Raw genomic sequence first — 25822 nt, forward strand, 5'->3', positions numbered from 1 at the left:
TCCCCGCCCCATGAGCACGCCCGCCGACCCCCAGCCCCGCGCCTCCGAGGCGTCGCCGTCGGGACTCTCCCGCCGGCGACTGCTCGGGGCCTTCGGGGTGGGGACGGCGGGGGTGCTGGCCGGCGGGGTCGCGGGCACCGCGCTCGGGCGGGCGACGGCCGACCCGGCGCCGTCGCCGGCCGACGTGGGCACGGCGGCCACCGAGGCCGTCGCGTTCACCGGCGAGCACCAGGCCGGCATCGTCACGCCCGCGCAGGACCGGCTGCACTTCGTCGCGCTCGACGTCACGACCGACAGCCGCGACGAGCTGGTCCGGCTGCTCCAGGACTGGACGGCGGCCGCCCGGCGGATGACCGCAGGGCAGGACGCCGGCTCCTCCGGCGCGATCCCGGACGGCGAGTACGACGTCCCCGGCGACACGGGGGAGGCCCTCGGCCTGCCGGCGGCCGGGCTGACGATCACGGTGGGCTTCGGCCCGACGCTGTTCACCACGGCCGACGGCGTCGACCGCTTCGGGCTGGCCGAGCGCCGGCCGGCACCGCTGGTGGAGCTGCCGTCGTTCCCCGGCGACCAGATCGACCCGGCGATCAGCGGCGGGGACCTGTGCATCCAGGCCTGCGCCAACGACCCGCAGGTGGCGGTGCACGCCGTCCGCAACCTGGTCCGCCTGGGTGCCGGCGTGGTCAGCGTGCGGTGGTCGCAGCTGGGCTTCGGCCGGACGTCGTCCACCAGCACCGGCCAGAGCACGCCGCGCAACCTCTTCGGCTTCAAGGACGGCACGGACAACCTCAAGGCGGAGAACACCGAGACGCTCGACCGGTTCGTCTGGGTGGGGGACGACGACGCGGAGTGGCTGCGCGGCGGCTCCTACCTGGTCACCCGCCGGATCCGGATGCTCATCGAGCCCTGGGACAGCTCGAACCTGCGCGAGCAGGAGCAGACCATCGGGCGGACGAAGGGCACCGGCGCCCCGCTCGGCCAGCGGGAGGAGTTCGACCCGGTCGACTTCACCGCACAGGTCGACGGCGAGTTCGCGATCCCGGAGACCAGCCACGTCTTCCTCGCCCACCCGACGAACGCCGGGACGGCGATCCTGCGCCGCGGCTACAGCTTCGTCGACGGCAGCGACGGGCTCGGCCGCCTGGACGCCGGGCTCTTCTTCATCGCCTTCCAGCGGAACCCGGAGACCGGCTTCGTGCAGGTCCAGCGCAACCTGCGGTCGGACGCGATGAACGAGTACGTCCGGCACACCTCCTCGGCGGTGTTCGCCTGCCCGCCGGGGATCCGCGACGACGCCGACTGGTGGGGGCGCGCCCTCTTCGAGGGCTGACCGCCGCACGCCGGCACTCGCGGGGCGCGGGGAGCTCCGCGGGGCCGGCGTTCACCCGACCGGGTGGATCCCCCCGGCGGGCAACGCTCGCGAGGGTGGCCCCTGCGTACGGAGGGTGACGACGAGGGCCTCCTGGCTGGCACCGTGACGCCCGGACAGCCCTGACGAGTGAGAGCGGACACTCTGCGTGACCCTCCGCACGGTGCCCCTGGAGGACGACGCGTGGTCACAGCCGGCCGGGACCTGCTCGGGGACCGTTACGAGCTCGTCGAGCCCGTGACATGGACCGCGCCGGGCGACCTGTGGCTCGGCCGCGACCTGGCGGAGGACCGGCCGGTGCTGGTCGAGGTCTTCCCCCGCGAGAAGCCCGGCTCGGCGGCGCACCGCGCCCGTGTCCGGGTCGTCGGTGTCGTCACCCACCCGAACGTCTGGGCGGTGCAGGACCACGGCACCACCGGCGAGGGCACCTACGTCGTCCGTGAGCACGTCGAGGCGCAGCGGCTGTCGGCCCTGCTGGCCGACAGCGACGTCCTCCCCCTGGACCGCACCCTGGACGTCCTCGCGCAGACCGCCGCCGGACTGGCCGCCGCCCATGAGCGGTGCCTGGTGCACGGGGCGCTGCACCCATCCAGCCTGCTGGTGTCCGCCGACGGCACGGTCAAGATCGCCGGTATCGGGGAGTCCCCCGCATCGGCACTGCCGTCGGCCAGCCCGGCCGGGGACCTGCGCGCCCTGGGCCGCATCATCGAGCGCTGTCTCGTCGGCCGCCGCACCTTCGACCCTGTGACCGTCGCCCGCCGGCACCTGTCCGGTGACCGGATCGCGTCGCTCGGCGCCTTCCCGCCCGCGGTCCGCACCGTCGTCCGGCGGCTGCTGTCCACCGACCCGGAGCTGGCCTTCTCCGACGCCACCGAGCTCGGTGCCGCCGTCGCCACCCTCCGCGGAACCGGTGCCGCGCCCTCCCCGGTCACCGCGCCACTCGGCCGTCCGGGGTCGCCGGCCGGTCGTGCCGCGGCGGTCGAGCGCACCGTCGACGCCGCACCCTCCGTGGCGGACCCATCCGTCCCGGCAACCCGGCCGGACCTGCGGCACCGCGCGGTGGTCGCGGCCGTCGTGCTCGCGATCGCGGCCGTGTGCGTCGGACCAGGTGTCGCCCCCGAGGCCCCGGCCTCGGCGGCCCCGGGGGGCGACTCCGCGGCGGCCGCCCCCACGTCTGCCGAGGTGGCTGCCGCCCTCCTCCCGGAGGCGCAGGTCTCCGCAGCGCCCACCGACACCGGCGCTCCTCCGGTCCCCGAGCCGCCCCCGATCTCGCCGGCCCTCTCGTCGCCGGACGCGGCTGCTCCGACCTCGTCCTCCGTGCCCCCCGCGTCCCCGTCCGCACCGGCCGCCGTCCCGCAGCGCACGCCGAGCTCCACCCCTGCCCCGGCTGCCGCGCCCGCTCCAGCCCCGGCCCCTGCTCCGGCACCCCTCCCGGCTCCTGCTCCAGTACCCCTCCCGGCCCCTGCTCCGGCCCCTGCTCCGGCTCCGGTCCCGCTCCCGGCCCCTCCGCCCGTGGTGACCACCCCGGACCCGCGCGAGCAGCTCCGCCAGTGGTGGCAGGCCGTGGAGGATCGCCTGCGCTCGGAGTGGGAGGCGTGGCAGGACCGACACGGACGTGACGGATGAGTCGGGTGGGGCCCGTTCCCCGGGACGCGGTCGCCTGGGAGGATGTGTAGGGATCGACGGCGGTGGACATCCGGGGGGCCGGGCACCGGCGCCTCCTGGTCGTGCACGAGGCTCGTAGGCGAGGGGGAACCGCGGTGGTGGAGCCGGGGCGGCAGAACCTGGGCGAGCGGTACGAGCTCGCCCAGCTCATCGCCTCCGGTGGCATGGGACAGGTCTGGCGCGGCACCGACGTGCTGCTCGGCCGGCCGGTCGCCGTCAAGGTCCTGCGCAGCGAGTACACCGGCGACCCCACGTTCCTGGCCCGCTTCCGCGCCGAGGCGCAGCACGCCGCCGCGCTGTCGCACCCCAACATCGCCAGCGTCTTCGACTACGGGGAGACCCGGTCGGAGTACGGGGAGACGCTCGCCTACCTCGTCATGGAGCTCGTCGAGGGCGAGCCGCTCTCGGCGGTGCTGCGCCGCGAGGGCCCGCTCGACACCGCGACCACGCTGTCGGTGCTGCAGCAGACGGCCGCGGCCCTCTCCGAGGCGCACCGGGTCGGGCTGGTCCACCGGGACGTGAAGCCGGGCAACATCCTGGTCTGCCCCGACGGCAGCGTGAAGATCACCGACTTCGGCATCGCCTGGTCGGCCGGCAGCGTGCCGCTGACCCGCACCGGTCAGGTGATCGGGACCCCGCAGTACCTGTCGCCGGAGCAGGCCGAGGGCCGCCTCGCCACCCCGGCCAGCGACGTCTACGCGCTGGGCCTGGTCGGCTACGAGTGCCTGGCCGGCCACCCGGCGTTCGACGGCGACAACGCCGTCACCATCGCGCTCAAGCAGCTCCGCGAGGACCCCGAGCCGCTGTCGGCGGACCTGCCGACCGGGGTCCGCACGATCATCACCCGCGCGCTGGCCAAGGACCCGGCCGCGCGCATGCCCGACGGCGGGGCCTTCGCCGAGGCCGTCGCGGCCGTCCGTGCCGGTCGTGCGCCGGCCGACGAGCCGCGCGACACCGGGCTCCGGGCGGTGCCCCTCGCCCCGCCGCCGGGTCGCTCCGACACCGGCCCCGACACCGCTCTCGTCGGCGCGCGCCGCACCCCGCCACCCCCGGTCCGGCGCCGGGCGAGCGCGGTTCTCGTCCCCCTGGTGGCGCTGCTGCTGGGCGCCGCCGCGGCCGCCGGGGTCTTCCTCGCGTTGTCCAGCACGCCGCCGTCGACCCCCGTCGCCGCCGCCCAGACGCAGGAGGCGGACACGGTCGTCCTCACCGCCGGCGACTACGTCGACCGGTCGATCGAGGACGTCGCGAGCGAGCTCTCCGCGCTCGGGCTCAGCGTGTTCCGCCGCGGGGAGGTCGCCGTCGGGGTCGAGCCGGGCACGGTGACGCGGATCAGCCCCACCGGGCGCGCGCTGCGACCGGGCGACGACGTGACGGTCTGGTACGCCGTGGCGCCCCAGGCCGACCGGGTGCCCAGCGGCGGTGGTGGTGGCGGTGGGGGTGGCGTCGCCGTGGTCGACGGGGACGAGCCGGTCGTGAGCGACGCCGCCCCCAGCCCGTCGACCACCCCCGCCCTGCCGACGGACACCGCTCCGCCGCCGGCCTCCGGCACGCCGGACCCGACCGGCACGTCGACGCCGTCGAGCAGCCCGGCGACGGACACCGGGTCGCCGACGAGCACGACCTCGACGCCGACCCCCAGCGCGCCGACGACGAGCACCCCCACCGGGACGCCCGCGGCCTGAGCCAGCGGACGGCGGGTCCCGGCCGGCCCACCTAGGGTCGGCCCCGTGGGTATGCGCGCGGGCATCGTCGTCACCGGGACCGAGGTCCTCACCGGCCGGGTGGCCGACCGCAACGGACCCTGGCTGGCCGAGCAGCTGCGCCGGCAGGGGCTCGACGTCGCCTCGGTCGTGGTCGTGGGCGACCGGCCCGAGGACCTGCGGGCGGCCCTGGACTTCCTCGCCGGAGCGGGCGTGGACCTGCTGATCACCTCCGGTGGCCTGGGCCCCACGGCCGACGACCTCACCGCCCAGGTCGTCGGGGACTGGCAGGGCCGGCCGTCGGAGGTCGACCCGGAGCTCGAGTCGCGGATCGCCGCGATCGTCGCCCGCCTGACCGCCCGCCGCGGGTGGCGGGTCGACCCTGCGGCCCAGGCGGCGGGCGTGGCCAAGCAGGCGCGGGTGCCCGCGGGCGCCACGGTGCTCGAGCCGGTCGGCACCGCGCCCGGCCTCGTCGTCCCCCCGGCGGAGGGCCGCAGCGGCCCGCCGGTGGTCGTCCTCCCCGGCCCGCCGCCGGAGCTGCAGGGCATGTGGCCGGCCGCGCTGGAGGCCGCTGCCGTCGCCGCCGTCCTCGCCGCTGGGGGCGAGCTGCGTCAGGAGACGGTGCGGCTGTGGGGCACGCTGGAGGCCCAGCTGGCCGCCACGCTGCGCGACCACGACGCGGAGCTGGCCGGCCTGGAGATCACCACCTGCCTGCGGGACGGCGAGCTGGAGATCGTCACCCGCTTCGCCCCCGACGCGCAGCCGGCCCACGACCGCCTGGCCGCCCTGCTCGCCGCCGAGTACCCCGACACCCTGTACTCCACCGGCCCGACCGTCGACGACCTCGTGGCGGGCGCGCTCGAGGCACAGGGACTCACCATCGCCACGGCGGAGTCCTGCACCGGGGGGCTGCTGGTCGCGCGGCTCACGGAGCGGCCCGGCTCCTCGGCGTGGGTGCTGGGCGGGGTGTGCTCCTACGCCAACTCGGCCAAGGAGGCGATGGTCGACGTCCCGGCGGAGATGCTCGCCGAGCACGGTGCGGTGAGCCCGCAGGTCGCCCGGGCACTGGCCGACGGCGCGCGGTCGCGCTTCGGCGCCGACGTGGGCGTGGGCATCACCGGGATCGCCGGGCCCGGTGGCGGGACGGCCGACAAGCCGGTCGGCACGGTGCACCTGTGCGTGGCGGGTCCCGAGGGCGTCGTCGCGCGGTCGGTCCGGCTGCCCGGCTCGCGGTCGGCGGTCCGGGAGCGCTCCGTCGTCCTGGCGGTGCAGATGCTCCGCGAGCTGCTGCTGGGCGGGCCCCCGGCATGAGGAGGACGGCATGACGACGACGACGCTGCACGCCACCGGCCCGCTCTCCCCGGACCGGGCCTGGGACCGCTACCGGTACCTCGACCGCTGGTCCGAGTGGGCGCCGCAGATCACCGGCGTCGACTGCGACCATCGGCTCCTGACCGCCGGCGCCCGCGGCCGGGTGCGCGGCCTCGGGGTCCCGCTTCCCTTCACGATCGAGGCGGTCGACCCGCAGGCGCGGTCGTGGTCGTGGTCGGTCGGCGTCGGCCCCCTGCGGATGCAGCTGCACCACTGGGTGACCGACGGCCCCGACGGCGGCACCACCACCGGCCTGCGCACGACCGGCCCGGCGCCGCTGGTGCTGGCCTACGCCCCGCTCGCGCAGTGGGCGCTGCACCGCCTCGTCCGCTGAGCGGGTTCCACGTGGAACCCACCGGCGTCCTACCGTCCTGACCCATGAGCGTCACCCACGAGGTCACCAACCAGGTCCCGCCGCTGACCGGCCACGACCCCATCGCCGGGGACGCCGCCCTCGCCGAGGCCTGCGTGCGGCACGCCGACGCCGACACGCTGGCCTCGCTGGCCGGCCTCGGCGCGGTGGCCGGCAGCGAGCAGGCCCGCGAGTGGGGCCGGCTGGCCGACGAGAACCGCCCGGTGCTGCGGACCCACGACCGCTACGGGCACCGGATCGACGAGGTGGAGTTCCACCCGGCCTGGCACGAGCTCATGCGGACGGCGTTCGAGCACGGCCTCGCCGGCGCGCCGTGGACCGATCCCGCGTCGCACGCGCACGTCCGCCGCGCGGTCGGCTACCTCGGCTGGACGCAGGTCGAGATGGGCCACGGCTGCCCGGTCACGATGACCTACGCCGCCGTCCCCGCGCTGCGCGCTGCTCCCGACCTCGCCGCCGTCTACGAGCCCGGCCTCACCGCCCGCGGGTACGAGTTCGGGCTGCGGGCGCCCACCGGCAAGGCCGGGCTGGTCGCCGGCATGGGCATGACCGAGAAGCAGGGCGGCTCCGACGTCCGCGCGAACACCACCCGAGCGGTCCCGAACGGCGACGGCACGTACGGGCTGACCGGCCACAAGTGGTTCACCTCGGCCCCGATGAGCGACCTGTTCCTCGTGCTCGCCCAGCTGCCCGAGGGCGTCTCCTGCTTCCTCGTGCCGCGCGTGCTGCCCGACGGCACCCGCAACGTCCTCCGGCTGCAGCGGCTCAAGGACAAGCTCGGCGACCGGGCCAACGCCTCCAGCGAGGTGGAGTTCGACGGGACGACGGCCTGGCTGGTGGGGGAGCCCGGCCGCGGCGTCCCCACGATCATCGAGATGGTCAACTCCACGCGGCTGGACTGCGTGATCGGCTCGGCGGCCACGGTGCGCGCGGCGCTGACGCAGGCGCTGCACCACGCCCGGCACCGGCGGGCGTTCGGGGCGCTGCTGTGCGACCAGCCGCTGATGCAGAACGTGCTGGCCGACCTCGCCGTGGAGAGCGAGGCGGCGACGGCGCTGGCGGTCCGGCTGGCGGCCGCGGTCGACGGCGGGGAGTCGGCGTTCCTGCGGCTGGCCGGCGCGGCGGCGAAGTTCTGGGTCTGCAAGCGGACGCCCGGGGTCGTCGCCGAGGCCCTCGAGGTGCTCGGCGGCAACGGCTACGTCGAGGAGTCCGGGATGCCTCGGCTCTACCGGCAGGCACCGCTCAACTCCATCTGGGAGGGGTCGGGCAACGTCATCGCCCTCGACGTCCTCCGGGCGCTGGGACGGTCCACGGAGTCGCTGGCCGCCGTCAGCGCCGAGCTGGAGCTCGCCCGCGGCGCCGACGCCCGCTACGACGACGCCGTCACGCGGTTGCAGGCCGAGCTCGGCGACCCCGCGGGGCTGGAGCTGCGCGCGCGGCGGATCGCCGGGCTCCTGGCGCTGTGCCTGCAGGGCTCGTTGCTGCTGCGCCACGCCCCGGCGGCGGTGGCCGACGCCTTCTGCGCCACCCGGCTGGGCGGCGACTGGGGCGCTGTCCTGGGCACTCTCCCGGCGGGCACCCCGGTGGGCCGGATCGTCGAGCGGGCGGTCGTCGCGCCCGCCTGACACGACCCCTGCCCCGAGGCGCGGCGTGCCACTACTCTCGGACGTGCGCCGGACTCCGTGCCGTCGTGGGGGTGGCGCGGTGCTCCGGCACGGCGGCTCCCGGAGCACGGGGGCGGAGCTCCGCAGGGGGAGAAGAAAGCGGGCCAGTGCACGGAGACGACGGTGGGGCCACGGCCACGCAGCGCGATCTGTTGGCGACGGTGCCCGACGCCGTGTACCACCTCGACCGCGACTGGCAGATCACCTACCTGAACGCGGCGGTGGAGGAGCTCGTCCGGCGGCGCGCCGAGGACCTGCTGGGCCACGACCTCTTCGAGGCCTTCCCGGCCCTGCGCGGCACGGAGATGGAGAGCCAGCTGGCAGCGGTCCTCGCCGACGGCCAGCCGCGGAGCTTCGAATACCTCTACGAGCCGGTCGATCGCTGGTTCGAGGTCCGTGCCTTCGCCGACTCCCTGGGGCTGGCGGTCTTCCTGCGCGACGTCGAGACCGAGCGTCGTGTCCGCGACGAGCAGGCCGAGGAGATCCGGCAGCTCACCTCCGTGCTCGACGCGGTGCCGCCGCCCACGGTGCTCATCGGCGCCGACTGGCGGATCCTCACGACCAACCGGGTGTGGACACTCGCCGCGGACGCCGCCCGTGGGGACGGCTTCCGCCCGGCGCGGGTGGGCGACCACTACCTCCAGTTGATGGCGCAGGCCCTCTCGCCCGAGGACGTGCGGCGCATCGAGGAGGGGCTGCGACAGCTCCTCGAGGCCCCCGGTCCGGCCTTCGTCCTCGACTACTCGGCGACCTACGCCGACCGCACCCTGTGGTGGCGGATGCAGGCGGCCCGGGTCGAGGACTCGGGCCAGGTCGTGGTCACGCACACCGACATCACCGAGCGGGTGCGCCACCAGGAGGCCCTGCTCTGGCGGGCGACCCACGACGACCTGACCGGGCTGCCCAACCGCGGCCGGCTGCTCCAGCTGACCGGAGAGGCGCTGGCCGAGGAGCCGACCCGCACCGCGCTGCTCTTCCTGGACCTCGACGGCTTCAAGACGGTCAACGACTCGCTGGGCCACGAGGTCGGCGACGAGCTGCTGCGGGAGGTCGGCAGCCGGCTGGCGGCGCAGGTCCGCCCCTCGGACGCGGTCGGCCGCCTGGGCGGGGACCAGTTCCTCGTCCTCGCCCGCGAGTGCGACCTCTCCGAGGCCGCGGCACTGGCCTTCCGGCTGCAGCAGTCCTTCGTCCAGCCGTTCGTCGCCGAGGGCATCTCCGTCCCGCTGTCGGCCAGCATCGGCGTCGCCGTCGGGCAGCCCGGACAGCGCCAGGCGCACCAGCTGCTCAGCGACGCCGACGCGGCCGCCTACGCCGCGAAGGGCTCGGGCCGCGACCGCATCCACCTCTTCTCGCCGGGCCTGCGCGACGCGGCCCGCTGGCGGCTGGAGGTGGCCAACGCGCTGCGCGACGGCGCGCTGGACCAGCTCGTCGTCCACTACCAGCCGGTCGTGCGGGTCGACACCGGGGCGATCGACGGCGTGGAGGCGCTGCTGCGCTGGCAGCACCCCGAGCGGGGCCTGCTCACGCCCGACGCCTTCCTCTCCGTGGCCGAGGAGACCGGGCAGCTGATCCCGATCACCCGGTGGCTGCTCGGCGAGACGACGAGGCAGGCCGCCGAGTGGGCCGCCCAGGGGCTGGACCTGCGGATGTCGGTGAACATCAGCGCCCGGCACTTCTCCGCCGAGACGCTGGTCCGCGACGTCCGGGTCGCGCTCCACGACTCGGGGCTGGCGCCGGACCAGCTGGTCCTGGAGCTGACCGAGACCAGCGTCGCCGAGGACCCGACGCGCGCGGAGGACCAGCTCTCGGTGCTGCGCAACTCCGGCGTCCGGGTGGCCATCGACGACTTCGGCACCGGCTGGTCGTCCCTGGCCCAGCTCATGGCGCTGCCGATCGGGACGCTGAAGATCGACCGCTCGCTGCTGATCGCCGCCCAGCGGCTGACCGCCGGGGGCACCGGCGCGGTCCTGGCCGCGATCGTCGCGCTCACCCGAACCCTGGGCATCCGTTCGGTGGCGGAGGGCGTGGAGACCCCGGAGCACCTGCGCATGGTGCGGGAGGCCGGCTGCGACCTGGCGCAGGGCTACCTGCTGGCGCGTCCCATGCCGGCGAGCGACGTGTGGCGGTGGGCCGGCCGGGTGCGTGCCGGTGGTGGCGACTCCTGCGCCATGGCCCTCGCGGGATCGCTGCGCTGAGCGCGCCGCGCAGGAGAGCGCGCTCGCCGGGCGGGTCGCCGCAGCAGCCGGCGGCCTCCCTCTCGGCGTCGGCGCCGGTCGCCGGGCAGACTGCCCCCGTGACGGAACTGCTCGAGCCCGCGGCCGCCCCAGCGCAGGACCGGCAGCGCCCGGCGCTGGACCTGCTCATCTGGGACGCGCCGAACATCGACATGACCTTGTCGACGGTGATCGGCGCCCGGCCCACCGCGGCCTCGCGTCCGCGGTTCGACGCGATCGCCGCCTGGTTCGTCGACGCGGCCGGGGATCCGGCGGCTCCGGACGCCCCGGACGTCGAGGCGTGCGTGTTCGCCAACATCCCGCCGGTGGTCGGCAGCATGCGGGGCTGGGTGGAGGCACTGCGCGGCTTCGGCTACTCGGTCTTCGCCCGGCCCAAGACGCAGCCGGACGACGACATCGACCAGGACATGCTCGACCACATCGCCGTCCGGGCGCACAGCCACCGGCTGCGGCGGCTGGTCGTGTTCTCCGGCGACGGGCGCAACTTCGCCGAGCCCCTCGAGGAGCTGGTGCGGGCCGGCACCCAGGTGGTGGTCGTCGCGTTCAGCGAGGTCGCCGGCTACGCGATCGGCTCGGAGCTGCTGGAGTTCATCGACATCGAGGACGTGCCGGGGGCCTTCGCCGCCCCGCTGGACCGCGTCCGGCTCGACGCGCTCCCGCCCGACGGCGCCTGGCTGCGGCCCACCAAGGGGCTGCGCGAGTTCGTCGCCGGCTTCACCGCCCGCCGCGGCGGCTGACCGGCCGTCTCACCCCCCTGAGGGGGGTGGGGTCGACCGCCCCGAAGGTCGGTGTCCCGCGGTGCCGATGGTCGGGTGTGCCCACCTCCGTCGTCCGCCGCCTCGTCGGCGCGTTGCTCGCCGGCGACGCGCCGGCGTCCGACGGCGGTCGTGCGGTCGACCGGGACCCCGGCGGTGCGGCGGAGGTGGCCGCGCAGCAGCTGCGCCGGGCCCGCGCCTCGGGCATCGTCGTCGGCCTCGTGTCCGTCGTCGTCTTCCCGGCCTGGGCGTTCCTGGACCGCTACCTCGAACCGCAGCTCGCCGGGCAGTTCCTCGTCGTCCGGGCGCTCGCCGAGATCCCGATGCTGATCTGCCTCTACCTGCTGTGGCGGTCCCCGCTCGGCCACCGGCGACCCGAGCAGCTGACGCTGGTGATCCTCGTGTTCGTCCAGCTGTCGATCTGCTGGATGGTCGCCCAGGTCGAGGAGACCGAGTCCTACGCCTCCGGTCTGTCCCTCGCCATCTACGGCGTGGGCGGTGTCCTGGCCGCCCAGGTGCGCTGGACCGTGGCGCTGAGCGCGGTGACGTGGGCCGGTCTCGGCGCCGCCATCGCCTTCGCCCCGGTCCCGATCTCCGACGGCGACGTGGCCGCGATCGCCTTCTGGCTGGCGACCGCGACGGTCGTCGCCACCGTCACGCACGCCGTCCGCCACACCCTGGGTGCCAACGAGCTGTCCACCCGCGTGCACCTGCTCCGCGAGCGCGAGCGCACCCGCCTCCTGCTGGACCGCCTCGAGCGGCTCAGCCACGAGGACCCGCTCACCGGCCTGGCCAACCGCCGCCGCTGGGACGCCGAGCTCGAGGCCGCCTGCGACGCGGCCGGCGCCGGCAGCGACCCGGTGGCGGTGGTCGTCATCGACGTCGACCACTTCAAGCAGGTCAACGACCGGCACGGGCACGCCGGCGGGGACGCCGCGCTGCGCGAGGTCGCCCGCCTGCTCATCCGCCGCGTCCGGTCCGGTGACCTGGTCGCCCGGATCGGCGGCGACGAGCTCGCCGTCCTCATGCCCGGGTCCGACGCCGACCGGGCCACCGAGCTGGCCGAGGACCTGCGCCGTGCGGTGGCCGCCCTGGTCCTGCCCGGGTTCACCGCGGGTGAGCTCACCCTCTCCCTCGGCGTGGCCGCCGGCACCGGGCTCGGCCCCGCGGAGCTGATGAGCCGGGCCGACGAGCGCCTGTACGCCGCCAAGGCCACCCGCAACGCCGTCGGCACACCCCTGCCGCGTCCCCGCGCGCCGCACGAGACGGCCGACGCCGGCCGCTGACCCGGCGGGGTGAGACACCCGCCCGCAACGGCCGAACTCGTTCCGCGAGCGGTTACGGTCCTCTTCCCGGCCCATGGGGGCGCCGCTCTCCAGCACCACCAGGACGCAACGATGAACGATCCGCACGTCGACCACCCCGTGGCCGACACCGCCGCCGACGTGACGTCGGTGGGGCGAGGGCTGTCGGTCAACGTGCGCGTCGAGCGGGCCGACGAGCACGCGGTCGTCGTCCGCCCCTCGGTCGGGGACTTCGTCGGCCAGGAGATCGTCGCCGTCGGCGAGGAGGTCGAGGTCTTCTGGCAGGGCCCGGCCGGCGGTCGCGCGCTGCGCGCCGTGGTGGCCCGCGTCGAGTTCGGCGCCGTTCCGCGCTGGTACCTCACGGTCACCGGCGCCGCGGTCGACCGCCAGCGCCGCATCGCCGTCCGCTGCCGGCTCAGCCTGCCGGTGACCGTGACGATGTACGGCCTGGACCTCGCCGGGGAGTCCTCGGACCTCAGCGAGGCCGGGGTCCGCGTCACCGTCGACGGGTACGGCACCGTGCCCGAAACGGGCAGCGTGCTCGGGGTGACCGTGCAGCTGGAGGACGGCGCGGTCTGGTACCGGGCCGAGGTGGTGCGGGTCCAGACCCGCGGTCCGGACTGGGTGATGAGCCTGCGCTTCGTCGACCCGCCCGAGCGCGAGCAGGACCGGTTGCGCCGCCGGGTGTTCCAGGAGCTGCGCGAGGAGCGGGCGCGTAGCGCCATCGACTGACGACGGGCGGGTAGCCGGGGGCGGTTCGGGGCATCCCGCCCCGGTGACGCTCCCCGCCCGCCTGCCCGAGGCGCTCCGCGAGGTGCGCGACCGGCTCGCCCAGGCGCCCCTCGGCCTGGCCACCGCCGGGCGGGACGAGGCCCGGCGCACCGCCCGCGCGGTGGTCGACCAGATCGACGACTACCTGCTGCCGCGGCTGCTCGACCTCGACGCCCCGCTGCTCACCGTCGTCGGCGGGTCCACCGGCGCGGGGAAGTCCACGCTGGTCAACAGCCTGGTCGGGGCACCGGTCACCACCTCGGGGGTGCTGCGCCCCACCACGCGCTCGCCGGTGCTCGTCTGCTCGCCCGGGGACGCCGCGTCCTTCGCCGGCGACCGGGTGCTGCCCGGCCTGGCCCGCGTCACCGGCGGTCCCGGCGGCCCCGGCACGCTGGAGCTGGTCCCGCACGAGGGGTTCCCCCCGGGCCTGGCGCTGCTGGACGCGCCGGACGTCGACTCCGTCGTCGCCTCCAACCGCGACCTCGCCGCCCAGCTGCTCGGCGCCGCCGACCTGTGGGTCTTCGTCACGACCGCGGCCCGCTACGCCGACGCCGTCCCGTGGGACCTGCTGCGGACGGCGCAGGAGCGCGGCACCGCCCTGGCCGTCGTGCTCGACCGGGTGCCGCCCGAGGCCGCCGCGGAGGTCGCCGCGGATCTCACCGGGATGCTGCAGCGCGCCGGCCTGGCGAGTGCCCGGCTGTTCGTCGTCGAGGAGGGGCCGCTGGCCGGGGGGCTGCTGCCCGAGGAGCAGGTGGCCCCGCTGCGCGGCTGGCTGCACGCGCTGGCCGCCGACCGCGAGCAGCGCGCCGCCGTCGTCCGGCAGACCCTCGGCGGTGCGCTGGCCAGCCTCGAGGACCGGGTCGGGCACGTCGCCGCCGCCGTCGACGAGCAGGACCGCGCCGCCCGGGAGCTGTCGGCGTCCGCGCACGCCGCCTACGCCGACGCCTGCGCCTCGATCGACGAGGGTGTCCGCGGCGGAGCGCTGCTGCGCGGTGAGGTGCTGGCCCGCTGGCAGGAGTTCGTCGGGACCGGCGAGTGGATGCGCTCGCTGCAGAGCTCGGTCGGCCGGCTGCGGGACCGGCTCGCCGCCGCGCTCACCGGGCGCCCCACGCCCGCCGAGGACCTCTCCGGCGCCCTGGAGACCGGCGTCGCCGCCCTGCTGCGCGCCGAGGCCGACCGCGCCGCCGAGCGGACGGTCGGGACCTGGCGCGCGCTGCCCGGCGGCGCCGCGCTGCTGGCGGAGGACGCCGACGGGTTCTCGCGCGTCTCGCCGGACTTCCCCGAGGCCGCCGCGGCGCAGGTCCGCGACTGGCAGGGCGGGGTGCTCGACCTGGTCCGCGACCAGGGGGCGGACAAGCGCACCCGCGCGCGGCTGACCTCCTGGGGCGTGAACGGCGCCGGCGCGGTGGTCATGGTCGCCGTCTTCGCCTCGACCGGCGGCCTGTCCGGGGCGGAGGTCGCCGTCGCCGGGGGGACGACGGCGCTGGGTCAACGACTGCTGGAGGCGGTGCTGGGCGACTCCGCCGTCCGCTCGCTGGCCGACCGGGCCCGGGAGGATCTCCTGAGCCGCACGGACCGGCTCCTGCAGACCGAGCGCGACCGCTTCGACGCCCGGATCGCCGCGGCTGCACCGGCCGACGGGGTCGCCTCGGGCCTGCGGGCGGCCGCGGCCGAGCTGGTCGCCGCGGTCCGGGCGGGCCGATGAGGGCACGCGAGGTGCCGCTGGCGGACCGGCTGGCGGCGCTGCGGGAGGCCGTCGACGTCGCCGCCGACCGGCTGGAGGGTCCGGAGACGGAGGCGCTCGGCCGCGCCCGGTCCCTGCTGGCCAAGGCCGGCGCGCGGACGGCGCTGGGCGAGGCGACGGTCGTGGCGCTGGCCGGCGCGACCGGCAGCGGCAAGTCCACGCTGTTCAACGCGCTGTCCGGCGCCGAGGTGAGCAGCCCGGGGGTGCGCCGGCCGACCACCGGCGTCGCGCACGCGACCGTCTGGGGCGCCGATCCGCAGGACCGCCTGCTGGACTGGCTGGAGGTGCCCCGCCGGCACCGGCACCCCGGGGACCCGGCGCTGGACGGACTGGTCCTCCTCGACCTGCCCGACCACGACAGCATCCGGCTGGAGAACCGGCTGGAGGTCGACCGGCTGGTCGGCCTCGTCGACGTGCTGGTCTGGGTGCTCGACCCGGAGAAGTACGCCGACGCCGCGGTGCACGAGCGCTACCTCGTGCCGCTGGCCGGCCACGCCGGGGTGCTGCTCGTGGTGCTCAACCAGGTCGACCGGCTGGACCCCGCCGCTGCCCGGGCCTGCCTGACCGACCTGCGCGGGCTCCTGGACCGGGAGGGGCTGGCGTCCACGCCCCTGCTCGCCGTCTCGGGGCGCACCGGCACCGGGCTCGGGGAGCTGCGGGCCGACCTCGTGCAGCGGGTCGCCGCCCGCAAGGCGGCCACCGAGCGGCTCGGGGCGGACGTCTCGGCGGCCGTGGCCGAGCTGCGGGACTGCTGCGCGGCCGAGGCGGGCGACTCCCGGGTGGGGCGCGGGGACCGGGAGCGGCTGACCGACGCCCTGGCCGGTGCCGCCGGGGTGCCGGTGGTCGGGGCGGCGGTGGAGCGCTCGGTCCGCCGGGACGGCGCGGCGGCCACGGGCTGGCCGCTGGTCCGCTGGACGCGGAAGCTGCGCCCGGACCCGCTGCGCCGGCTGCACCTCGGCGAGGCCTCCTCGGCGCGCACCTCCCTGCCCGCCGCCGGCGCGGTGCAGAAGGCCGCCCTCAGCACCGCCGTCCGGGCCGCACGGGAGACCGCGGGTGCGGGCCTGGCCCACCCCTGGGCCGAGGCGCTGCGCCGGGAGGTGGCGGTCAGCGAGGACCGGCTGGCCGACCGGCTCGACGCGGCGGTCGCCGGAACGGACCTCGGCGTCGACCGGACACCGCTGTGGCAGCGCGCCGTCGGCGGCCTCCAGTGGCTGCTGGCCGGGGTGGCACTGGTCGGCGTCCTGTGGCTGCTCGCGCTGGCCGGGCTCGGGCTGCTCCAGCTGGACGACGTCGTGCCGATGCCCCGCGTGGAGGGCATCCCGCTGCCGACGCTGCTGCTGGTCGGCGGCCTGCTGGGCGGCGCGCTGCTGGCGCTGCTGGCCCGGCCGTTCGTGCGGCTCCGCGCGCGACGACGGCGACGGCGGGCCGAGCTCCGGCTGCGGGCCGCGGTCGCCGCGGTGGGGGAGGAGGAGCTGCTGGCGCCGATGGCCGGCGTCCGCGCCGACTCCGACCGCTTCGCCGCCGCCCTCGCCCGCGCCGCCTGACGGCCATCGGAGCGACCTCCTCTCGGCTGGCTCCTTCTGCCAGGACGGCTCACTCGATCTCGTGACGACGGCTTACGTGGCGTGCGGTTTGTGTCAGTGGAAGCCTGTAGACAGCGTTGTGCGTAAGTCGCGCATCGATGTGGAGAAGGTGTGGAGGGTGGCATGTCGCCAGTGGTCACGGTCGAGCGATCGAAGCTCGAAGAGCGACGCCGTGAGCTGCTGGCAGCGCTCGGGCTCTCGCTCGACGAGTTCAGGGCTCTGGCCGAGACGCGGACGCTGACCGGTCACGAGTTCGATGTGAAGGAAGAGCTGGACGAGATCGCCTTCCTCCTCGGTGAGTAGCGCCGGCGAGCCAGCGGGGTCCCTCGAGGTCGCGTCAGCAGGATTCGCAACGGCCATCCAAGAGACGTTGGATGGCGTGCTCCCAGGTAGGACGGAGATCGTCTCCCGCCGGGCACCGAACCTCGAGCGCTACATCGTCGGGCCCAGGGACCGAGAAGGCGTACCTCTGTTGGTAGGCGGGGAGCCGCTTGCGACCCTGAGCCTGTCCATGTTCCTCGGGCTGGATCGCAGCGGTACCTACCTCAAGACCGTTCGGTCGGACTTTGCTGTGAAGTCGACCCTGGACCGTACGCCGCTCATCAGGCTGGACTATCGGGCCGACATGGGCAGAGCTCCGAGCTCGCACTGGCAGGTACACGCCGAGCGCGGTGCTTTCTCCCACTTGCTGGCCCGGGCGAACGCTGTTGATTCCAGCCGGGTCGGGAAGCCCCATGACTTGTCTTCCCTGCACATCCCGGTTGGCGGCGAGCGGTTTCGTCCTTGTCTGGAGGACCTGTTGCAGTTCCTCGTGCAGGAGTGCGGAGTGGACCGCCGTGCGGGCTGGCTCGATGTCATCGAGCGCGGACGAGAGCTCTGGCGTCATCGCCAGCTGAGGGCGACGGTCCGCGATGCCCAGGAAGAGACGGCGCAGGTGCTTCGAGACCTCGGCTGGGCTGTCGACTCCGCACCGGGTGTGGATTCAGAGGAGTATCCGGCGACCTTCTCCAGGTGGTAGTCAGCGCGGAGAGCTTCACCGTGTGCTTGTTCTACTTGTGGTGGACAGACTCTCAGGCGCCAGAGGCGACTAGTCCTGGGGGAGGCGGGGGGAGCGGGGCTCGGGGACCCGGTCGGACGCGGGCTGGACGGAGCGCAGCCCGGAGGGCAGCCGCGCCCACACGTGCTTGCGGCCCGGCCGGCACTCCCAGCCGTACTGGACGGAGAGCTGCGCGACTAGGTGCAGGCCCATGCCGCCCAGCGAGGGATCCCGGTCGACCGCCGGGACCGGAGGCTTCTCGGGCGCCTCGTCGCTGAGGTCCAGCAGCCAGCCCTCGTCGTTGGCGACCACCAGGGCGCGGACGGCGCCCCCGCCGTGCCGGAGCGCGTTGGAGGCCAGCTCCTCGAAGACCAGCAGCAACCCGTCCCGCGCGTCCTCCGTCGAGGTGGAGGAGACCGACGGGTGGGCGATGCGGGCGCGGAGGTCGGCCCGGACGCGCGAGATGACGTGCATGGCGTCGATCTGCCAGTGCCAGACGTCGCCCGCGACGGAGGGCACCGCGGACTGCGGCCACGCCTGCTGGCCCATCGCTCTCCCTCGGGTCCGCCGGCCGCTTCTCGACCGGTGCTCTGGTCGGCCCATCCTGACCGACGTCGGCCGGTCCCGCAGCGGCAGGGGCGGGGACCGGAGGCAGGGGGCCCCCCGTCGGGCACACTCGCGCCCATGGAGCAGCTGCTGCGGGACCTGAGCCGCGTGGTCCTGGCCGGGCGCGCGCTGGGCGAGGTCCTCGAGGAGATCACCGCGATCGCCACCGCGGGCATCCCCGGCTCGGAGTCCACGTCGATCACCCTGGTCCGCGGAGACAAGGCGTGGACCGCCGCCTACCAGGGGGAGATGGCCCTGGCGGCCGACGAGCTCCAGTACGCCGAGGGCTACGGCCCCTGCCTGGACGCCGGCCGTGGTGGTGTGGTCCTCCGGATCGACGACATGCGCACCGAGCAGCGGTGGCCGGACTACGTCGCCCGCGTGGTCGACCTGGGCGTCCGTAGCTCCCTGTCGGTGCCGCTGCCCTACCAGGGTGGCGTGATCGGCGCGCTCAACAACTACTCGTCGCAGCCCGGCGCGTTCGCCTCCCCGGAGTCGCTGGCGGCCGGGACGGACGTCGCGGAGGCGATCGCGGTCGCCGTCGCCAACGCCGAGGCCCACCACGAGCTCGGCGAGCAGGCCCGCAACATGCGGATCGCCATGGACTCCCGCGCGGTCATCGAGCAGGCCAAGGGCGTGCTCATGGCCCAGCAGCACGTGGACGCCGAGCAGGCCTTCGAGATCCTCCGCGCCGCCTCGCAGCGGGCCAACCGCAAGCTGCGCGAGGTCGCCACGGGGGTCGTCGCCTCGACCCAGCCGCAGTAGCCCGGCTCAGCCCGCCGCGAGCGCGGCGAGCCGGGACACCAGGAACTCCACCGCCGCGGCGCTGTCCACGCCCTCGGCCACCTGCACCGCGGTGGCCGAGCCCGACGGCTCGCGGCGGTCGACGAGCGTGAGCCCGCGGGTGGCGCCCAGCCCCGTGTCGACGACGACGTCGCGCGGCACGGTCGTCAGCGTCCCGGGCACGACCGCCTCGGTGACTGCCAGCGCGTCGTGCACCACCACGCCGTCCACCCCGTAGGTCCGGCGGGCGTGGTCCATGTACTGCCGCAGGATCGCTCCCGCGGTCTCCCCGAGCGGGCCGGCCGCGGCGAACCGCTCCACGCCGTCGGCGCCCAGCACGGTGGGGAGCGTGACGTCGAGGCCGACCATCACCGTCGGCACGGTGGAGGAGAAGACCGCCTGGGCGGCCTCGGGGTCGGCCCAGGCGTTGAACTCGGCGGCCGGCGTGACGTTGCCTCCGGCACCGGCGGAGCCGCCCATGACGACGAGCCGGCCGATCCGCGCCGCGGCCTCCGGGTACACGGCCAGCAGCAGCGCGATGTTGGTCAGCGGCCCGATCGCGCACACGGTCACGGGCTGCTCCGCCGTCGTCAGCAGGTCGGCGAGGGCGACCACCGCGGGGCGCGGGTCGACCGCGGCCGGCGAGGGCGGGAGCTGCACGCCGCCCAGACCGGCGGCCCCGTGCACGTGCCCGGCGCGCTCGGCCATCGGGTGCACCAGCGGACCGCGGGCTCCGACGGCCACGGGCACGTCGGACCGGCCGGCCAGGTGCAGCACCCGCAGCGCGTTCTCCGTGGTCTGGGCGAGGTCGACGTTGCCGTGCACCGTCGTCACCAGGCGCAGGTCCACCTCGGGGCTGGCCAGCGCCAGCAGGATCGCGACCGCGTCGTCGATGCCCGGGTCGGTGTCGATGACGAGGGGGGTCGGCTGCTCCACGCCTCCCATCCTCGTCACGCCGCCGGGCGCTCCTCGCGCCGGGTGGCCGCCCGGCTGACCAGGTACAGCACCAGGCCGACGGCGAGCAGCACCGCCGCGCGCAGCCAGGTCTCCGCCGTCTGCCGGGTGAGCAGCAGCACGCAGGAGGCGATGGCCAGGTAGGGCAGCACGGTGGGGGCGCGGAAGTGGTCGGCCGCGACCGGGTCGCGGCGCAGCACGAGGACCGCGGTGTTCGTGCTGAGGAACACCAGCAGGAGCAGCAGGACGACGGTGTTGGCCAGCGCCGCCACGTCCCCGGTCGAGGTGAGCACCATCGCCACGGCGGTGGTGACGACGATCGCGACCCAGGGGGTGCGCCGGGAGGGCAGCACCCGGCCCAGGGCGGCGGGCAGCAGCCGCTGCTTGGCGAGCCCGAAGGCCATCCGGCTGGCCATGATCATCGTCAGCAGGGCGCCGTTGGCCACGGCGACCAGGGCGATGGCGCTGAACACCCGGTCGGGGATGCCGACGTCGGCGGCGCGCACCACCTCCAGCAGCGGGCCGCTGGAGTCGGCCAGCCGCCCGGGGTCGACGACGACGGCGGCCGCCACCCCGACCAGCACGTACAGCGCGCCCGCGGTCAGCAGCGCACCGAACAGCGCCCGCGGGTAGACCCGGCGCACGTCGCGGACCTCCTCGGCCATGTTGGCGGAGGTCTCGAACCCGACGAAGGAGTAGTAGGCCAGCACCGCCGCGGCGAGCACGGCCGACGCCGCCGACACCCCCTCGGGGAACTCGACGGCCCGGCCCGGGTCGCCGTCGCCGCGGCCGAGCACCACGGCACCGAGCACCACGATCAGCACCAGACCCGAGGACTCGACCAGGGTCATCACCATGTTGGCCCGCATGGACTCCTGGATGCCGCGAGCGTTGAGCGCCGCGACGAGCGCGAGGAAGACCAGCGCGGCCGGCACCGCGGGGACGTCGAGGAAGACCTCGAGGTAGTCACCGGCGAAGGCGAGCGCCAGGCCGGCCGCGCTCGTCACGCCGGCGGCGAGCATGCAGAAGCCGACGAGGAAGGCGATCTCCGGCCGGCGGAACGCCTTCTCCGCGAAGACGGCCGAGCCACCCGCCCGCGGGTACTTGGTCACCAGCTCCGCGTAGGACGCCGCGGTCAGCAGCGACAGCAGCAGCGCGACCAGCAGCGGCACCCAGATCGCGCCGCCGACCTCCCCGGCCATCGCCCCGACCAGCGCGTACACCCCGGCACCGAGGACGTCGCCCAGGACGAAGAGGTAGAGCAGCCGGCCGCTCACCGACCGGCGCAGCTTCGTGTCGGGTTCCTGCGTGCCGGTCGCGGCGTCCTCGGGGTGCGTCACCGGTCGAGTCTCCGGAGGCCGGAGGGGGGCGGCAACCGGGGCCCGGCGACGTCCCCCGGACGGCCGACACGCGGGCGCGCCGGGGCGTGTCGCGGGACGACCGACGGGTCGGTCGGCGTCTCCCACGCTCGGGGAGGCGCCGCTTGTCGACAAGGGACCGGTGTGACGGATGGGTCGTCGACCCCGCCGCCGACCTGGCACAACGGTTCGGTCACGCGCCCCGCCGGCGGTGTCCCGGAACGGCTCCCCGGGACCCGTTGCTCCCTACCTTTCTCCTTGTCCGCGGCACCTTCCCCCGCTGCCGCGGCCACTACGTGAGGAGGCGACATGACGAACCGACAGACCCCCCGGGCCTCGTCGTCGTCCTCCGGCGAACGCACGCTGAGCGGCCTGCTCGCGGTGCTGGAGCGGGCCGAGGCGCTGCCGTCGGCGGGGCGTCCGCGCCCCCGCCGTGCGGTCCTGCACGCCGGCCCGGGTCCCCGGGGTCAGCGGGTGCCGGCCGCCGCCCGGCCGCTCCCCGCGCCGCGTCCCCGCCCGGCCGCGCAGCCGGCGCTCCCGCAGCGGGCGGCGACCCCGGCCCCGGTCATGTGGCGCTCGGCGCTGCTCGCGTCGCCCGCCCCGGTCCCGCCGCCGGCCCGCCCGGTGCGACGGGCCGGTCTGGTCCGGCGCCTGGCCCTGTGGGGCGCCGGTGCCGGCGGCGAGCACCTGGCGTGGAACCGGCCGCGGCCCACCTCGCTCGTCCCCGCGCCCGCTCCCGTCCCGGAGCCCGCGCGGCGCGGGACGGCCGTCGCCCGCCTGCGGCGCGGCGTCCGCCGGCTGGCGCTCTGGGGCGCCGGCGTCGACGGCCAGCACCTGGCCTGGAACGTGCCGACCCCGCCGCGGGTCTACTCCGCCCGCCTCCCGGTGCACCCGACCCATTCGGCCGTGCGGCTCACCGCGCTGCCCAGCACCCCCACGATCCGGCCCGCGACGTCTTCCCCCGTCGCGGCCCTCATCCCGGCCCTCCACCTCCGGGCGGCCGGTCTCACCCCCCGGGCTGCGGCCCGGCCTCCCCGGGCGTCGCAGCCTCGGGCATCGGAGCCCACCGGATGGCCCGCCATCCGACCGGAGCCCTGCCCCGCACTGCCAGCGCCGTCCGGCTGGCCGATCCGTGAACCGGGCTCCCGGGCCTGCGCACGCGGCCCGGGCCGCGCCCGGACCCGCGGCGACCCGCCGGCGTGCCGGGTCCGGGGCTCTCCTCCCTGACCCGTTCCGTCAGCAGATCCGGCCGACCCCGGCCGTCGTCCACCTGGCACCGCACCGCCGGAACCGGCCGCACCCGCGGTCGCGACCGACGACCCGCGTCGCCGACTCCTCCCCTCCCCCTGGCCGTCCGCCAGGCGCCCCCGGCCCACTCCTCCCGGTGCACCCCGCACCGCCACCTCAGACCGCACCGCAGTACGTACGCGCCTCGACCTCCCGCCGACCCTGCCCCGAGCAGCGGCGCGCGGACCCTCCAGGGAGGCGCAGACGCCACGGCGGAGCGGACACCGGTGGCAGCGCGGACCGGTCCGCGGAGTGGTCCACAGGTCCAGCCGGTGCCCGTGATCGGGTCTCCGACCGGCTCCGACCTGGCCGGCCGGTGACGCGCGGTGCACGGGGACGCGAGGAGCTCGTCGCAGACCGGTCGCCGCTCGCCCCGGTCCCGGCGGGAGGTGCCCCGGACGGCGAACGGGGAGAGGCCGCGGACGGAGCCCCGTCCGCACCGAACCCCTGGCGGGCGCTCGCCCGGGACCCCGATCGACCTCCTCCGGTCGGGCTCCCCGGGCGGCGCCCGCCATCGGCGTCCTCGGGGCCGCGCGACCGGTGTCCTCGCCCACACCCGGTTGGCCGTCGGGCGGAGGCTGTGAGAGAAAGGACGGGATGAACGGGCGAGGCGCTTCTCGGTGAGACCGCACCCGCCCCGTCCGGTCCCCCAGGACGGCCCGCCGGGTGCCGCGGACGCCGCCCAGCGGCTGCGCCTCGAGCTCGCGGTCGAGGCGGCCGGCATCGGCAGCTTCGACTGGGACCTCGTCACCGGGCAGCTCGACTGGGACGACCGCCTGCTCGACATGTTCGGTTACTCCCGCGAGCAGTGGGGCGAGCGGATCGAGGCGTTCGCCGCCCGGCTGCACCCCGACGACGTCGACGCCACCATGGCCGCCCTCCAGCACGCCATCGACACCTGCGGTGCCTACGACGCCGAGTTCCGGGTGGCCCTCCCCTCCGGCGAGACGCGCTGGGTCCGCGGCCGCGGTCGCGCCCTGTGCGACGAGAGCGGCGTGGCGGTGCGCCTCCTCGGGGCCGCCTACGACACCACCAGCGCCCGCGCCGCGGACCAGCACGTCGCCCGCGTGCTCGAGGCGATGAACGAGGCGTTCTTCTCCCTCGACCGCGAGTGGCGCTTCGCCTACGTCAACCGGCGGGCCGAGGAGGTGCTCGACCGGCCCCGGGCCGCGCTGGTCGGCGGCGACATCTGGGAGCTGTTCCCGCACGCGGTCGGCAGCGACTTCGAGACCCACTACCGCGGGGCGGTCGCCACCGGCCAGGAGCGCGTCTTCGAGGCCCACTACCCCGAGCCGCTGGACGCCTGGTACGAGGTGCGGGCCTGGCCCACCCCCGACGGGCTGTCGGTGTACTTCCTCGACGTCACCGAGCGTCGCCGCGCCGAGACGCAGGCGCGCGAGTCCGCCGCCCGGCTCCGCGCGCTGGCCGAGATCAGCGCCGCCATGGTCGAGGAGCTGGGTCGTGGCCGGGACGAGCGGGGGGCCCTGCAGCGGGTGACCGAGGCGGTCGTGCCGGTCTTCGCCGACTGGGCGATCGCCACGCTGGTCGACGAGGACGGCCGGATGCGCGACGTCGCCAGCTGGCACGCCGACCCGGCCCTGCGCGAGACGACGGCCCGCTACGCGCAGCTACGCCTGGCCTCCGTGCAGGACGACGCCCCGGTGCTGCAGGCCCTCGGCTCGGGCCAGGTCCTGACCGTGGAGGACGTCCGCGCGGTCATCGGCCCCACCCTCCCCGCGGGGGAGGTGCGCGAGGTGTTCGACCGGCTGGCACCGGACACCGCGCTGACCCTGCCCATGACCGCGCACGGCCGGACGCTGGGCGCGCTGAGCCTGTACCGCTCCGACGGCGGGCGGGCCGCCGACGCCGACGACGTCGCCGCGGCCCGTCAGGTCGCCGACCGGGTCGCCCTCGCCCTGGACAACGCCCGCCTGCACGACCAGCAGCGCCGGCTGGCCGAGGAGCTGCAGCGGAGCATGCTCACCGCGCCGCCGCGCCCGGACCACGCCGAGGTCGTCGTCCGCTACCTGCCGGCCGTGGAGGCCGCCCAGGTCGGCGGCGACTGGTACGACGCGTTCCTGCAGCCCGGCGGCGCCACGATGCTGGTCATCGGCGACGTCGTCGGCCACGACATCGCCGCGGCGGCGGCCATGGGCCAGCTGCGCGGACTGGTCCGCGGGATCGCGTTCCGCGAGGGCGCGACGCCGGCGACCGTCCTGGCGGACCTGGACGTCGCGGTGCACGGGCTGGAGATGCACACGATGGCCACCGCGATCGTGGCCCGGATCGAGCAGACCCCCGAGCAGCGGGCGGCCGGGACGACGACGCTGCGCTGGTCCAACGCCGGGCACCCGCCCCCGCTGCTGCTGCGCGGGGACGGCGGGGTCGAGGAGCTGTCGGGCCCGCGGGCGGAGCTGATGCTCGGGGTGGACCCGACGGCGCGGCGCACCGACTCCGCGGTCACCGTCGACCGGCCGGCCACCGTGCTGCTCTACACCGACGGCCTGGTCGAGGCCCGGGACCAGTTGCTCGACGAGGGGATCACGGCGCTGCGCGAGGCGCTCACGGACCTGGCCGACCGGCCGCTGGCGGAGCTGTGCGACGGGCTGCTGGCCCGGCTGCGCCCGCACGGCGTGGCCGACGACGTCGCCCTGGTCGCCGTCCGGCTGCACCCCGAGGACCGCCCGCGCCCGCCCGAGGCCGGCCTCGAGCACGTCCCGCCCGTCCCCGGCGCCTAGTTCGGCCCCGTCGCAGGGGCCCGCGGCGAGCGCAGCGAGGCGTGGGGGGCGATGGGGCCCTTCCTCAGGCGGGGAGGACCGCCCAGACGTGCTTGGCGTCGCCCTCGACGTACCAGCCGTGGGCGCTGGAGAGCTCGGCGATGAGGTACAGGCCCAGGCCGCCCTCGCTGGGGTCGCGCCCGACGGCCGGCATGGGGGGCTCCGCGGCGGCGCCGTCGGAGACCTCCAGCAGCCACGCCGCGTCGGCCCGGCGCACCGCGGCGCGCACGCTCCCACCGCCGTGCCGCAGGGCGTTGGACGACATCTCGTCGAGGGCGAGGACCAGCCGGTCGCGCAGCTCGGGGTCGGCCGCGTCGCCGAGGAGCTGGCGCAGCTCGGCGCGGACCTGGGGCAGCTGGGCGATCTCCGACAGCTCCCACACGCGGCCGCCGGAGGACGGTGGCGGGGTCGCGGGCAGCCAGATGGACCTGGCCGGCTCGCGTGTCACGCCCGTGCTACCTCGCATCCTCGCGCCGGCCGTCGTCTGG

At 76.1% G+C, this 25822-nt stretch carries 21 protein-coding genes; 17 read left to right on the forward strand and 4 right to left on the reverse strand.

Translation table 11 applies throughout. The annotated features are described in order from the left end of the window. Nucleotides 1-10: 10 nt before the first annotated feature. The 14 genes from efeB to DQ240_RS04860 all read left to right on the forward strand — a co-directional run bounded on the left by efeB (nt 11) and on the right by DQ240_RS04860 (nt 17551). The gene (efeB, locus tag DQ240_RS04795) at nt 11-1330 is read left to right on the forward strand and encodes an iron uptake transporter deferrochelatase/peroxidase subunit (protein ID WP_113838459.1); all 1320 of its coding nucleotides are present in this window, start codon (nt 11-13) and stop codon (nt 1328-1330) included. A gap of 222 nt (nt 1331-1552) precedes the next feature. Further along, nucleotides 1553-2995 (forward strand): protein kinase, encoded by a 1443-nt coding sequence (locus DQ240_RS04800; protein ID WP_158548531.1) that lies wholly within the window; start codon nt 1553-1555, stop codon nt 2993-2995. A 134-nt stretch (nt 2996-3129) separates the two neighbouring features. After that, on the forward strand, nt 3130-4716 hold the full coding sequence (locus tag DQ240_RS04805; protein ID WP_113838461.1) for a serine/threonine-protein kinase: 1587 nt from the start codon (nt 3130-3132) through the stop codon (nt 4714-4716). A 51-nt stretch (nt 4717-4767) separates the two neighbouring features. Then, the gene (locus DQ240_RS04810; RefSeq protein ID WP_233498516.1) at nt 4768-6045 is read left to right on the forward strand and encodes a competence/damage-inducible protein A; all 1278 of its coding nucleotides are present in this window, start codon (nt 4768-4770) and stop codon (nt 6043-6045) included. 10 nt (nt 6046-6055) lie between these two features. Further along, nucleotides 6056-6439 (forward strand): SRPBCC family protein, encoded by a 384-nt coding sequence (locus DQ240_RS04815; protein ID WP_113838463.1) that lies wholly within the window; start codon nt 6056-6058, stop codon nt 6437-6439. A 44-nt stretch (nt 6440-6483) separates the two neighbouring features. Next, a complete protein-coding gene (locus DQ240_RS04820; RefSeq protein WP_113838464.1) occupies nt 6484-8103 on the forward strand; it encodes an acyl-CoA dehydrogenase family protein in 1620 nt (539 codons plus the stop codon). 146 nt (nt 8104-8249) lie between these two features. Next, nucleotides 8250-10337: a bifunctional diguanylate cyclase/phosphodiesterase gene (locus DQ240_RS04825; protein WP_113838465.1), complete on the forward strand. Its 2088-nt coding sequence runs from the start codon at nt 8250-8252 to the stop codon at nt 10335-10337. A 98-nt stretch (nt 10338-10435) separates the two neighbouring features. Next, the gene (locus DQ240_RS04830) at nt 10436-11113 is read left to right on the forward strand and encodes an NYN domain-containing protein (RefSeq protein WP_233498503.1); all 678 of its coding nucleotides are present in this window, start codon (nt 10436-10438) and stop codon (nt 11111-11113) included. A 77-nt stretch (nt 11114-11190) separates the two neighbouring features. Continuing rightward, complete coding sequence (locus DQ240_RS04835) at nt 11191-12417, forward strand: diguanylate cyclase (RefSeq protein ID WP_113838466.1); 1227 nt, start codon at nt 11191-11193, stop codon at nt 12415-12417. A 111-nt stretch (nt 12418-12528) separates the two neighbouring features. Beyond that, nucleotides 12529-13167: a PilZ domain-containing protein gene (locus DQ240_RS04840; protein WP_113838467.1), complete on the forward strand. Its 639-nt coding sequence runs from the start codon at nt 12529-12531 to the stop codon at nt 13165-13167. 43 nt (nt 13168-13210) lie between these two features. After that, complete coding sequence (locus DQ240_RS04845) at nt 13211-14911, forward strand: ABC transporter (RefSeq protein WP_113838468.1); 1701 nt, start codon at nt 13211-13213, stop codon at nt 14909-14911. After that, nucleotides 14908-16494 carry a GTPase gene (locus DQ240_RS04850; protein WP_113838469.1) on the forward strand — a complete coding sequence of 529 codons (1587 nt, stop codon included), beginning with the start codon at nt 14908-14910 and terminating at the stop codon, nt 16492-16494. The genes DQ240_RS04845 and DQ240_RS04850 overlap by 4 nt, the downstream gene beginning before the upstream one ends. A gap of 162 nt (nt 16495-16656) precedes the next feature. Continuing rightward, nucleotides 16657-16836, forward strand: coding sequence for a hypothetical protein (locus DQ240_RS04855; protein ID WP_147261938.1), 180 nt, complete (start codon nt 16657-16659; stop codon nt 16834-16836). A gap of 208 nt (nt 16837-17044) precedes the next feature. Then, nucleotides 17045-17551 (forward strand): hypothetical protein, encoded by a 507-nt coding sequence (locus tag DQ240_RS04860; protein ID WP_147261939.1) that lies wholly within the window; start codon nt 17045-17047, stop codon nt 17549-17551. 69 nt (nt 17552-17620) lie between these two features. On the opposite strand, the gene DQ240_RS04865 is transcribed toward DQ240_RS04860, so the two are convergent. Next, nucleotides 17621-18118: an ATP-binding protein gene (locus tag DQ240_RS04865; protein ID WP_113838472.1), complete on the reverse strand. Its 498-nt coding sequence runs from the start codon at nt 18116-18118 to the stop codon at nt 17621-17623. 135 nt (nt 18119-18253) lie between these two features. Here DQ240_RS04865 and DQ240_RS04870 point away from each other — a divergent pair, with 135 nt between their 5' ends. Next, entirely contained in the window at nt 18254-18940 is a 687-nt protein-coding gene (locus tag DQ240_RS04870) for a GAF and ANTAR domain-containing protein (RefSeq protein ID WP_113838473.1), read from the forward strand. A gap of 6 nt (nt 18941-18946) precedes the next feature. Here the strand turns inward: DQ240_RS04870 and DQ240_RS04875 are convergent, their stop codons facing one another. Next, nucleotides 18947-19894, reverse strand: coding sequence for a nucleoside hydrolase (locus DQ240_RS04875; RefSeq protein WP_233498504.1), 948 nt, complete (start codon nt 19892-19894; stop codon nt 18947-18949). A gap of 14 nt (nt 19895-19908) precedes the next feature. Next, nucleotides 19909-21252 carry an APC family permease gene (locus DQ240_RS04880; RefSeq protein ID WP_113838475.1) on the reverse strand — a complete coding sequence of 448 codons (1344 nt, stop codon included), beginning with the start codon at nt 21250-21252 and terminating at the stop codon, nt 19909-19911. Between the two features lie 327 nt (nt 21253-21579). On the opposite strand from DQ240_RS04880, the gene DQ240_RS04885 reads away from it, so the two are divergent. Continuing rightward, a complete protein-coding gene (locus DQ240_RS04885; RefSeq protein ID WP_113838476.1) occupies nt 21580-22497 on the forward strand; it encodes a hypothetical protein in 918 nt (305 codons plus the stop codon). 680 nt (nt 22498-23177) lie between these two features. Continuing rightward, a complete protein-coding gene (locus DQ240_RS04890) occupies nt 23178-25295 on the forward strand; it encodes a SpoIIE family protein phosphatase (RefSeq protein WP_113838477.1) in 2118 nt (705 codons plus the stop codon). A gap of 64 nt (nt 25296-25359) precedes the next feature. Here DQ240_RS04890 and DQ240_RS04895 read toward each other — a convergent pair whose 3' ends face one another. Then, nucleotides 25360-25782: an ATP-binding protein gene (locus DQ240_RS04895; RefSeq protein ID WP_113838478.1), complete on the reverse strand. Its 423-nt coding sequence runs from the start codon at nt 25780-25782 to the stop codon at nt 25360-25362. Nucleotides 25783-25822: the final 40 nt, after the last annotated feature.

It is taken from the genome of Blastococcus sp. TF02A-26 (assembly GCF_003319125.1).
Taxonomy (GTDB): domain Bacteria; phylum Actinomycetota; class Actinomycetes; order Mycobacteriales; family Geodermatophilaceae; genus Trujillonella.

Excerpts from the sequence above, each read along its gene's own strand:
- DQ240_RS04815 (WP_113838463.1), top strand. The coding sequence starts at position 6,056 with ATGACGACGACGACGCTGCACGCCACCGGCCCGCTCTCCCCGGACCGG.
- DQ240_RS04820 (WP_113838464.1), top strand. The coding sequence starts at position 6,484 with ATGAGCGTCACCCACGAGGTCACCAACCAGGTCCCGCCGCTGACCGGC.
- DQ240_RS04840 (WP_113838467.1), top strand. The coding sequence starts at position 12,529 with ATGAACGATCCGCACGTCGACCACCCCGTGGCCGACACCGCCGCCGAC.
- DQ240_RS04885 (WP_113838476.1), top strand. The coding sequence starts at position 21,580 with ATGACGAACCGACAGACCCCCCGGGCCTCGTCGTCGTCCTCCGGCGAA.
- DQ240_RS04860 (WP_147261939.1), top strand. The coding sequence starts at position 17,045 with ATGTTCCTCGGGCTGGATCGCAGCGGTACCTACCTCAAGACCGTTCGG.
- DQ240_RS04865 (WP_113838472.1), bottom strand. The coding sequence starts at position 18,118 with ATGGGCCAGCAGGCGTGGCCGCAGTCCGCGGTGCCCTCCGTCGCGGGC.
- DQ240_RS04855 (WP_147261938.1), top strand. The coding sequence starts at position 16,657 with ATGTCGCCAGTGGTCACGGTCGAGCGATCGAAGCTCGAAGAGCGACGC.
- efeB (WP_113838459.1), top strand. The coding sequence starts at position 11 with ATGAGCACGCCCGCCGACCCCCAGCCCCGCGCCTCCGAGGCGTCGCCG.
- DQ240_RS04870 (WP_113838473.1), top strand. The coding sequence starts at position 18,254 with ATGGAGCAGCTGCTGCGGGACCTGAGCCGCGTGGTCCTGGCCGGGCGC.
- DQ240_RS04810 (WP_233498516.1), top strand. The coding sequence starts at position 4,768 with ATGCGCGCGGGCATCGTCGTCACCGGGACCGAGGTCCTCACCGGCCGG.
- DQ240_RS04850 (WP_113838469.1), top strand. The coding sequence starts at position 14,908 with ATGAGGGCACGCGAGGTGCCGCTGGCGGACCGGCTGGCGGCGCTGCGG.